The 10,933-nt window shown below is 41.8% G+C and carries 10 protein-coding genes; 7 read left to right on the forward strand and 3 right to left on the reverse strand.

Annotation, left to right across the window (positions count from 1 at the left end; all coding sequences use genetic code 11):
- Positions 1 to 5: 5 nt before the first annotated feature.
- From G1O98_RS20920 to G1O98_RS20935, 4 genes are all read left to right on the forward strand, one after another.
- The gene (locus tag G1O98_RS20920; protein ID WP_163931309.1) at positions 6 to 737 is read left to right on the forward strand and encodes a DUF928 domain-containing protein; all 732 of its coding nucleotides are present in this window, start codon (positions 6 to 8) and stop codon (positions 735 to 737) included.
- Positions 738 to 820: 83 nt separating this feature from the next.
- The gene (locus G1O98_RS20925; RefSeq protein ID WP_163931312.1) at positions 821 to 4,150 is read left to right on the forward strand and encodes a filamentous hemagglutinin N-terminal domain-containing protein; all 3,330 of its coding nucleotides are present in this window, start codon (positions 821 to 823) and stop codon (positions 4,148 to 4,150) included.
- 94 nt (positions 4,151 to 4,244) lie between these two features.
- A complete protein-coding gene (locus G1O98_RS20930) occupies positions 4,245 to 5,120 on the forward strand; it encodes a uroporphyrinogen-III synthase (RefSeq protein ID WP_167306208.1) in 876 nt (291 codons plus the stop codon).
- Positions 5,121 to 5,202: 82 nt separating this feature from the next.
- Complete coding sequence (locus tag G1O98_RS20935; RefSeq protein ID WP_163931318.1) at positions 5,203 to 5,502, forward strand: 2Fe-2S iron-sulfur cluster-binding protein; 300 nt, start codon at positions 5,203 to 5,205, stop codon at positions 5,500 to 5,502.
- A gap of 241 nt (positions 5,503 to 5,743) precedes the next feature.
- On the opposite strand, the gene G1O98_RS20940 is transcribed toward G1O98_RS20935, so the two are convergent.
- Complete coding sequence (locus tag G1O98_RS20940; RefSeq protein ID WP_163931321.1) at positions 5,744 to 6,193, reverse strand: Hsp20/alpha crystallin family protein; 450 nt, start codon at positions 6,191 to 6,193, stop codon at positions 5,744 to 5,746.
- Positions 6,194 to 6,706: 513 nt separating this feature from the next.
- On the opposite strand from G1O98_RS20940, the gene G1O98_RS20945 reads away from it, so the two are divergent.
- On the forward strand, positions 6,707 to 7,027 hold the full coding sequence (locus tag G1O98_RS20945) for a multidrug efflux SMR transporter (RefSeq protein WP_163931324.1): 321 nt from the start codon (positions 6,707 to 6,709) through the stop codon (positions 7,025 to 7,027).
- A 423-nt stretch (positions 7,028 to 7,450) separates the two neighbouring features.
- On the opposite strand, the gene G1O98_RS20950 is transcribed toward G1O98_RS20945, so the two are convergent.
- On the reverse strand, positions 7,451 to 8,392 hold the full coding sequence (locus G1O98_RS20950; RefSeq protein ID WP_243458496.1) for an iron ABC transporter permease: 942 nt from the start codon (positions 8,390 to 8,392) through the stop codon (positions 7,451 to 7,453).
- A gap of 300 nt (positions 8,393 to 8,692) precedes the next feature.
- On the opposite strand from G1O98_RS20950, the gene G1O98_RS20955 reads away from it, so the two are divergent.
- Positions 8,693 to 8,881: a hypothetical protein gene (locus G1O98_RS20955; protein WP_163931330.1), complete on the forward strand. Its 189-nt coding sequence runs from the start codon at positions 8,693 to 8,695 to the stop codon at positions 8,879 to 8,881.
- Here the strand turns inward: G1O98_RS20955 and G1O98_RS20960 are convergent.
- Positions 8,878 to 9,501, reverse strand: coding sequence for a 4Fe-4S single cluster domain-containing protein (locus G1O98_RS20960; RefSeq protein WP_163931333.1), 624 nt, complete (start codon positions 9,499 to 9,501; stop codon positions 8,878 to 8,880). The genes G1O98_RS20955 and G1O98_RS20960 overlap by 4 nt on opposite strands.
- A gap of 182 nt (positions 9,502 to 9,683) precedes the next feature.
- Here G1O98_RS20960 and G1O98_RS20965 point away from each other — a divergent pair, with 182 nt between their 5' ends.
- Positions 9,684 to 10,877, forward strand: coding sequence for an NAD(P)/FAD-dependent oxidoreductase (locus tag G1O98_RS20965; protein WP_163931336.1), 1,194 nt, complete (start codon positions 9,684 to 9,686; stop codon positions 10,875 to 10,877).
- Positions 10,878 to 10,933 lie beyond the last annotated feature (56 nt).

A 10,933-nucleotide genomic window follows, 5' to 3' on the forward strand; every position in this document is an offset into this window, starting at 1 on the left:
CTACCATGAGTCATCAACATATTGGATTTTGGCGAAATAACCGCAGACTTACAAGCTTAGTGGTGGGCATGGTTTTTCTAATGACAGCATTGCCAGCATTTGCTGAGTTTAAACCACGTGATCGCAAACCAGCTAGCGGACATTCCCGTGCAGGTGGTTCCCGTGGATGTCCAAGTAACGGCAGTATCCCTCTGACACAGCTTGCACCTCAGACATATATCGGTAAAACCACTTCCACCCGTCCAACGTTAGCTTGGTATATGTCAAGTTCCCAAAATGTGCGATTCCGATTGGCTGAATTTGATTCAAGCAACAACCCTAAACAAATTGGCAAAGTTCAAGAAATACCCACAATAGTCGGGATTAACAAGCTAGAACTTCCCCGCGACTACCCTGAACTCACAGTGGGCAAAACATATTTATGGCAAATCTCAATTTACTGCGAAAATAGCCCGATTGTTAGACGTGCAGAATTTACCGTTATCCAGCCTCAATCACTTGCTAAAAACCAATTTACTAGCATTTCCGAAAGCGTAAATTATTATGCTGAAAACGAGCTGTGGTATGAAGCACTCCAAGAAGCATTGAAAGGAACTGATAATGGTAAACTAGGGCAGAGCGGGGCAACTTTAGTTAAAAACCTTGCAGAGTCAGAAATATTGATAGGTAACGACGTAGAACAGAAAAATACTCAACAACGCATCGAATACCTCCAGAAGATTGCTAGCGATCGCTAAATTGATGATTTAGATCCCCGACTTCTTTAACAAGTCGGGGATCTAATATCTAGTCCTACAGAAGAAATGGGGAAATAGAAATTATGAAAATTTTGCGGTTTAGCGTCGCAGGATGGTTAGGGTGCGTGGGAGCAGTTGCAGTTTCTATTCATCCTGCTTTTGCTCAGTTAACTCCCGATAACAGCCTGGGGAAAGAGCGATCACAAGTCATTCCTTTTAATCAAAATAATGACATTATCGATGGGGGCGCGGCTCGTGGCATTAACCTTTTTCACAGTTTTCAAGATTTTAACGTCGGTGATGGTCGAGGTGTTTATTTCGCCAATCCAGACGGGATAACAAATATTTTTTCTCGCGTTACTGGTGGGAACTCATCAAATATTTTCGGAAGATTGGGTGTATTAGGTGATGCAAATTTGTTTTTGCTAAATCCAAATGGCATTGTGTTTGGTAAAAATGCCCAGTTAGATATACAGGGTTCTTTTTTGGGGACGACAGCAAATAGCTTAGTTTTTCCCAATAGAGTAGAGTTTAACGCCACAAATCCTCAAGCACCGCCGTTATTGGCTATCAGTGTACCAGTAGGTTTGCAGTTTGGTTCGCAACCAGGAAGCATTACCAGTCAAGCAGTGAATGAGTTGTCTGTTGGATCTGGTAGCACTTTAGCACTTATGGGCGGTGAAATTGCCTTGGATGATAGTTTGTTATTTGCCTCAAATGGACAAGTGAAATTGGGAGCAGTCGGTGGAGACACAACCGTTGGGCTGAATGTCAATGGCTCCTTATTAGGTTTTAAGTTACCAGAAAATTTTGGACGCGCACCCATCAACTTAACGAATGCAACAATTTTAGCTACAGGTAGAAATGGTGCAATTGAGCTATTTGGCGGAAAAATTGGGCTAAACAATTCCTTTCTTTACGGTAGCAACGGCGGCTCAATTGTTGTTGATACAACTCAATTTAGTTTGGATGGCTCTGCAATTCAGAGCGCTACTTTTGGTGCAGCGAGGGGGGGGAATATTCAAATTCGAGCCAGCGATGCAGTGACTCTCACTAACAGCAGTCGGATTTTTTCTAGTAGCGGCGATTCAGCCACAGGTTTGGGTGGTGATATTACTATCAATGCCGGGAAAATCACAATTACCGGAGATGGAAATGCACAAAATAGCAGTGTTATCTCAGTAAATACCATTGGTGCAGGTAATGGAGGAAACCTCACCCTTGATGCTACCGAGTTTGTTAATATCAATGGCGGCTTTGTCTCTGTTATATCTGGAGGTGCAGGTAATGTAGGAAACTTAACTGTACGAGCCACAGATGCTGTCAATATCACTAACCAAGCTTCTTTAAGACTCGGAAGCTTGAGTTCAGGTTCAGCAGGTAATCTGCGGATTGAAACGGGCACTTTGCGAGTTCAAAACAATTTCTTTGGGGGGGGCGTGACAGCACTTTCATCTGGTGGTGGAAGTGTCGGTTCTATTTCCATTCAGGCTCGGAATGCGGTTGAGGTGACTCAAAGTAATATATCTACAGGTATTGCTACATCATTTGGAAGTAAAACTCAAGCAACAGCAGGGGATATTACTATTGAAACCCAGCGACTCAATCTCAAAGATGGGGGTTATGTCAGTACAGATACTTTTAGCAGTGCAAATGCAGCTAACATTTTTATTAAAGCTAGTGACTACGTAGAGATTAGCGGTTTCTCTCGCGGTTCCTCTAGCGGGGTATCCAGCCGCACGATCTTTGCCTCAGGAAATGCGGGTAATGTAACGATTGAAACACCTCGACTCTCCTTAACTCAAGGAGGAAATATAAGCACCACATCCACTAATAGCAGCGGTAATGCCGGGGATATTACCATCCGCGCCAAAGATGTAGAATTGGACGGGTTTGTTTTCGTACCCAAGGAACAGTTCACACTAAATAACCCTGCTGCGGAAGAAATTTTGTCTGAGCCTCTTGCACAAGAAGTTCTGTCTCGATTCGGGGGTTTTTCTTATCTCAGTCAGTTAACCTCGGATGTGATTGGAAGTAATGCCGATGTGCGGGGCGGCACGATAACTATTGACACAGAGCGCTTGCGGTTGAGTAATGGTGGAAACATCTCAACCTCAGTATTTGGAGGGGGACGCGGACAAGGAGGTAATTTGGTAGTTCATGCCACTGATTCTATTGATATTACTGGGGTTGGTGCAGAACGACTAGATGGTTCATTTGTGCCATCAGGTTTATTTGCAGAATTACAAACGGGAGGTATTGGTTCTGGAGGAAGCATTGACGTTACAACAGGACGCTTAAACCTCAGCAATAACGGAGAAATTTCTGCCTCTACATTCAATCAAGGTAATGCAGGAAATATTACTATTAATGCCAATCAAATTGATTTACGTGGAAGTAGCAGCATCAGAACTCAGGTTGATGATGAAGCTAATGGTAACGCAGGCAATATCAGCATCAAAACTCAACTATTAAATGTACAAGAAGAATCCCAGATTGTATCGGCAACTCAGGGAAACGGAAATGCGGGTAATTTAACGGTAAAAGCTGATAGCATTATCCTGACTGGTTCAGAAAGTGAGTTTGCAACTGGCTTACTATCATCAGTTGACGAAGATGGTAATGGGAGAGGTGGTGATATAGATATTACTACCAATCGCCTGACTGTACGTGATGATGCTGAAATCGTCTCTGGTAGCCTCGGTACAGGTGAAGCTGGAAATATTAGAATTAAGGCTAATTTTCTGGAAGTTCTTGGTCAAGGCAGTGCGATCGCTTCTTTCACAAATGCAGGTAATGGTGGTGACATTACACTCGATATCGCTGATTTATTACTTTTGCGCGATCGCGGTTTAATTTCAACCACCGCAGGTAGGGCACAAGCTGGGGGTGATGGCGGTAACATCAACATTAACTCTAAATTCATCGTCGCCATCCCCGAAGAAAACAGCGACATCAGCGCAAATGCATACACTGGAACAGGTGGAAAAGTTCAAATCAACTCCCAAGGTATATTCGGTATCGAGTCGCGTCCACAGCCAACCGACAAAAGCGATATTACTGCCAGTTCGCAATTAGGTGTTTCAGGCATAAAAAATATTAACGCACCCGATACCAGTTCCATTCAAAACAGCTTTACTCAAGCATCTCCAAACCTCATCGACACCAATGCACTCATCGCCAATAGTTGCATTTCACGCAGTTCCAAACAAGGTGGTACATTTTTCATCACTGGTTCTGGCGCTTTACGTAATAGTCCAGGGAATGGATTAATTTCAGTATATTCCACTGGTAAGGTGCGTAATGTTGAACCAACATCACGTGCTTGGAAAAAAGGCGACCCTATTATCGAACCAGAAGGGCTTTATCGACTGGCTAATGGAAAGTTGCTACTCAGCCGAGGATGTCGGTGAAGAAGTCAGGAATTTATCTGTTGCTGTCAACCCCATCTAAATCCCAATGCTTATTTTGGATAAGGTTGAGCTCATATCATTTATTGATAAACAAATGCACACCCAATCAAAACAACTCAACCTACTCACTCCATCTAGAGAGTTACCTCTATATGGCAAGAGAATTTTAGTAACAGCACCGAGAAATTATGCTTATAGGTTATCTGAACAAATTATCAAACAAGGTGGTTTACCTGTTTTCATGCCTACTATCGAAACCTGCTATTTATCAAACTACGGTAAGTTAGATGCTGCTCTCAACCACATAGCTGAATTTGATTGGATTGTCTTCACAAGTAGAAATGGCATCACTGCATTTTTTCACCGGATGAATAATTTAAATATTCCTGTATCTGTGGTACAAAAATGTCAATTATGTGCTTTGGGAAAAGATGCAGAAAGCCTATTGTCTTTTTGTGGCAAGGTAGATTTAATTCCAACAGAATCTAGTCCAGCCGGGATTGTGGCGGAATTAGCGAAAATTCCGCAAATTTATGGCAAAAAAGTGCTGATACCCGCCCCAGAAGTTGTTGCTTTGCCTGAACCTGATGTTGTACCCAATTTAATTACGGATTTGCAGGAATTGGGCATAGAAGTAACTCGTGTACCCACATATATTACACAGGGCTTAGACACAAGTATCTACAGTATTGAATTAAACCTGATAAATCAAGGAATGATTGATGTCATTGCCTTTAGTAGCACGGCGGAAGTAGAAAGCTTTTTGACAATGGTCAACTCGCAAAGTGACTATGAAGGTTGCATTATTGCATGTTTTGGCCCTTATACAACAGCTAATGCGCGGAAGTTGGGTGTGAATGTCTCCATCGTGTCTAGGGATTATAGTTCATTTGAGGGATTTGCTGAAGCGATCGCAGAATTTTTTACTCTCACTTCCAATTCACACCAAGCACTTCAGGATGTAGAGTAATCAACCACATTTAACTCTAGACTAGCAGCACATAAACCCGTAGGATCAACAATGTAGTTCACATTTAGCTAGGGATTGTTACATGGCAACTTATAAAGTCACATTAAAGACTCCAGATGAAGAAAAAACTATTGAAGTTTCTGAAGATGATTACATCTTAGAGATTGCTAACGAAGAAAATGAGATGGACTTGCCTTACTCTTGTAATGCTGGTTCTTGCTCAACCTGCGCTGGTAAGCTGATTTCAGGTACAGTTGACCAATCAGATCAGAACTTCTTAGACGACGATCAAATAGATGCAGGATGGGTTCTCACCTGCGTTGCCAGACCAACTTCTGACTGTGTAATCCTAACCCATCAAGAAGATGAACTTAACGGTTAACTAAGAAAGGTGAATTTAAGAAAGAGCAAGTTTTGTAGGATGCGTTAGAACATTTGTGCTAGCGCAACTAAAATCTGAGGTAGTACTTTACTCTCGGCAATAACACACTCTACAAGATTTAGAATTTTGCACTTTCCTAAAAAATCTATATAGCCTGAGTCATTCACACTAAAAAGCGCTCTCTAAAAAGGGAGCGCTTTTTATTTAGTTTAATAAATAGCTAGCAGATATAAAGCAGAAATTAGCCAGATGATGCTAGATTAACTTTGACGACTTTGTTCTTTTCTTCTTCAGCTTTGGGTAGCGTCAGGTTTAAGATGCCATCTTTATAATCTGCCTTGACGTTAGTATTTTGAATCCGAGTAGGTAAAGGAATTACACGTTGGAATTTACCGTAGTGAAATTCGCTCTTGATTACACCTTTCTCTTCAGCTTTAGCTTCAGACTTCCGCTCACCACTTAGGTATACAGCATTTTCTGTAACTTGCAAATCCAGGTCTTTAGCCTCAATTCCCGGAAGTTCTACTTTTAGATGAATTGCATCTTCAGTTTCTTTTAACTCAGCAGCAGGAACTCTAGAGTAGCCTCTCTCTAAAAATGCAGATGGTAAAGTTTCTTCATCAAATAAACGATTGATTTGACGTTGTATTGTGTTCAATTCTTGCCAGGGGTTCCAACGTACTAATGTCATCTTTCCACCTCGTATAATCAGTATCTTTGCTGTTCAACTAATTGAGGATTTATTTCCTTGCTTTTCATAGTATTTAAAAATAAAAGTGGTGTAAATTCGGTTTTTATCACATGATTTATGATGATTACCGAACCACAATAAATGTAGGGTAATCTGAACTAGGGAGGTTCGGTAAACTCGACAAGAAAGACCTGAATTTAAAAATTATCTAATTTATAATTTCTAGAATATGCCTGTAAGCTAATATTAGGTAGATAGATACCTAGCTTATTTAAGAAGCCAGGCATCGGAATTACTAACCTATTTATCAGGAACAATAATATACCGATTACATTTTAGATTGTTTCTGAATAAGGTGATTTTGCCGCAATTTTTAACCAGATTATTCTGTGCAGTTTCACAAATAATTGGTATTAGGGTATTTACTCAATCACTAATATCAATTAAAAGTGTTGTATTTTCTTGTTTTCATAGAGATAATAAAAGACTGCTAACAAACCGCTCACAAAAGACATGTCAACAAGTTGGATTTATCTCATCGCAGCAATACTTTTTGAGGTTTCAGGCACAACTTGCATGAAGTTATCAGAAGGATTTACTAAATTAGTCCCTTCAGTATTAATATTTGTTTTTTATGGACTTTGTTTTAGTTTTTTAACTCTTGCTCTCAAGAGACTTGAAGTAAGCGTGGCTTATTCTGTCTGGGCTGGGTTGGGAACTGTCCTAATTGCAATCATTGGTATTATTTGGTTTCGTGAATCTGCTACATTTATCAAACTTTTGTCGATCGCCCTAATAATTTTGGGTGTAATTGGTATAAATGCAAGCAAGTAAATAAAAATACCTGGTCTATTTTAAAATAGGCCAGGTAAATAAACCAAAACTGATCATTCTGCTTGTTGCTGTTGTAGTGAATACACCAGCAATTTTTATTATTCCGTTAGCAAAGCAAAATGAGCGGACTTAGTTAAATGCTTTTAAAAGTATAGTAAAGCTCGGTAAATATAGCCCACAAGTAATTTACTTTTAATACTTTACCAGAGACAACCAAACTCATACAGCCAACTTGGCAGGTTTTCTATACACTGAGGCGTAAAAGATATTATTTTATAGTCTCAACTTACAGTAGTTTTTATGTATTTGAACCACAACTGTCGTACTAGGGGCGCAAGGACTTACGCTCCTACCGCGTGGTCTGTTTACCTGAAAATAGTTGTAAGCTAAAAAACAATTTTGGCTTAATCCAAGCGGATTAGCTCAAAATTTATTAAACCCAGCAGAACGACGATAAAGTAACCAGATAAATAACGGTGAACCCAACAACGCGGTGACAGAACCTACTGGTAGTTCTACTGCTCCTAATCTAGAGAGTAAATCTGCAAAAGTCAGTAACCATGCACCTGCAAGGGCGGAAAGTGGTAAAACAAAGCGATGATCTGTACCAACAATGAGGCGGACACCGTGAGGGACAACAAGACCAACAAATCCAATCAAACCACTGATGCTGACTGCACCTGCGGCTAAGAGAGTGGCGACACCACCAATTAACAAGCGCGATCGCGTCAACGAAACCCCCAAACCCACAGCCAAATCATCGCCCAAAGCCAACACATTCACCGATCGCGCCAGTAAGCATCCCCCAATTAATGCAACAATAATGTAAGGGCCAGCCGTCGAAATTTCTTGCCAACCCCGTCCATTGAGACTACCAACCAGCCAACTGAGCGCAATTTGAATTTGACCATCTTCAGCTAAAAGCAGCAATGTACTTTGTACAGCACCAAATAAAGAACTCACCGCCACACCGCCTAGAATCAACCGCTCAACCGAAATTCCCGACCCCGCGCGACCAAGTAAAATAACGATCGCAGAAGTCAGAATTGCCCCCATCCACGCTGCTAAAGGAATTGCGATCGGGAATATTTGCCACACAATCATCACAATCACAACTAATCCAGCACCCGCAGAAATGCCCAAAATAAATGGATCGGCAAGACTATTGCGTAACATCCCTTGTAGCAATGCTCCTGACATTCCCAAAGCTGCGCCAACAATGAGAGCAGCCGTAATGCGCGGGAGACGTAAATCCCAAAGAATTGTCTGTTTAATCGGATCGCCTTTGTGGAGTATGGCTTGCCAAAATTCCGACATACTTAAAGGTACTGCTCCTTGAGAAAGGGACAGCACTAGCGTTACCATCAGTGCTGCACTCAGGAGTAAAACAGCCCAAAGTACCCGGTGTTCAGTAAAAATTGTCTTAAATGGTTTAGTCAAATTTAGATATGCATTTTTTTTAAATATAATGCGTCTCAAACACAGATGCATTGGACATTGGGCAGGAGGGAGGACAATACGGTTCGGTTAAAGGGGAAAGGGGAAAGGGAAAAGGTTTTGAATAAATTTTTACCCTTTACCCAGACCACAAGGAAAGTGAAAAATGCTTATCCGAACCGTATTGGGAGGGAGGGGAGTTAAAACTTAGACATTGAGCTTCTGAAGGTGAAAGTTGACCCTCAGAAGGTGGAAGTTGACCCTCAGAAGGTGAAAGTTGAGCCTCAGAAGGTGGAAGTTGAGCCTCAGAAGGTGGAAGTTGAACCTCAGAAGGTGGAAGTTGAGCCTCAGAAGGTGAACGTTGATCTTCTGAGGCTAAATCCTTTTATGCCCAATGCCCAATTCCCAATACCTTAAGTCAATTCCAGCCCACCTTGATAGCCAGTGACAATGCGCCCACCATCTTTGAGAATGTGGACTTCTATCTGATCGCTAGCCCAAGTAATCTGGTCTTGGAAAGCCGGGTTTAACACACGAACCCGTTGATTACTAGAAGAAACTGGAGAGTTGGGAGAATTAATTGCCAGAGATTGGACAAAAGGCCCGTCAATCAAGATATCAAGTTGTTCTAACAATTCTTGAGAACCTGGCGGCGCAGATTGAGACTGTAGTTGCTTGAGAGTGAACCCAGAAAAAGACATTACATTTAACCCAGCAGCTTTTACCTTACGCGCTAAAGATGCCAATGCAGTTGCTTGCCAAAATGGTTCTCCACCAGAGAATGTTACACCCGTGTTGTGCGGATTGCTGAGAATATTTTCGGCAAGGGTATCAACAGCAATCAATTGGTTAGCCTCAAAAGACCAGGAGTTAGTATTAAAGCAGCCAGGACACTCACGAAGACAACCTTGTACCCAGACGACTGCACGACAACCAGGGCCATTAACTTCTGACTGATCAACGTAGCCCATAATGTTGAGATAGCCAGGTGGAATTTCCATGAGTGCTAGCGATGGGTCAGTTGGCTTAATTTCCATCTCTTTAACTCCTTTTAGCCGTTGCCTGTTAACCGTTAAATATAGCGAATCGACCGTTAAATAACTGTGACCATTAATGATTAATCTCTCAAAAACTTGATGGGATTTTGAAAAGTCCGCTTTAACTGACTAGACTGAAGTTAGTTGCCCAGCTAGTATTAATCCTTTTATAGATAAAATCGATGACTGAACAAAATTCTAGAATTTGTATCCTTGGCGGAGGCTTTGGTGGTCTTTACACAGCCTTACGCTTAAGCCAGTTACCTTGGGAATCTACGCAAAAACCCGAAATTGTTTTGGTAGATCAAAGCGATCGCTTTCTATTCTCCCCTTTGCTTTACGAATTACTCACTGGTGAACTGCAAACCTGGGAAATTGCCCCACCTTTTGAAGAACTTTTACAAGGCACAGGGGTACGTTTTTATCAAGGGGTTGTGTCTGGAATTGACATCGACCAGCAACGGGTAGATATACATGAAGGGCCAGAAATCCCTTACGATCGCTTAGTGCTGGCACTAGGAGGTGAGACACCGCTAGATTTAGTCCCCGGTGCGGCAACCTACGGCTACCCATTCCGCACCATCTCTGATGCCTATCGCTTGGAAGAACGCCTGCGATTTTTAGAAGAATCCGATGCTGATAAAATTCGGGTGGCAATTATTGGAGCTGGCTACAGTGGTGTAGAGTTAGCCTGTAAGTTAGCCGACAGACTCGGTGAAAGAGGACGCTTTCGGATCGTTGAAATCGCCGATCAAATTTTGCGAACTTCTCCAGAGTTTAACCGGGAAGCAGCAAAAAAAGCTTTAGAAGCCCGTAGTGTGTTTCTAGATTTAGAAACCAAAGTCGAATTAATAGAGCAAAATAGCATCACCTTAGAGTACAAAAACCAGTTAGACACGATTCCCGTAGATTTGGTAATTTGGACTGTGGGAAATAGAGTTGCGCCTGTAGTGAAATCTCTTCCCCTCAAGCAAAATCAGCGTGGTCAAATTAACACTACATCCAATCTACAAGTCATCGATCATCCAGAAATTTTTGCCTTGGGAGATTTAGCAGACTGTCATGATGTTGAAGGACAGCAAGTCCCCGCCACGGCACAAGCGGCTTTTCAACAAGCTGATTATACTGCTTGGAATATTTGGGCAAGTCTGACTAATCGTCCTCTCCTTCCCTTCCACTACCAACAGTTAGGAGAAATGATGACATTGGGTAAAAACAACGCCACCCTTACTGGTTTGGGAATTAAACTAGATGGCCCCTTGGCATCCGTCGCCCGTCGGATTGCCTATTTATATAGATTGCCAACTTTAGACCATCAACTCAAAGTTGGTTTTAATTGGCTAGTGCGTCCAATCATCGAGACACTTTCTAAGTAGTGAAATCTCTTCCCCTCAAGCAAAATCAGCGTGGTCAAATTAACACTACATCCAAT

Source organism: Nostoc sp. UIC 10630 (assembly GCF_010747425.1).
GTDB lineage: Bacteria > Cyanobacteriota > Cyanobacteriia > Cyanobacteriales > Nostocaceae > Nostoc.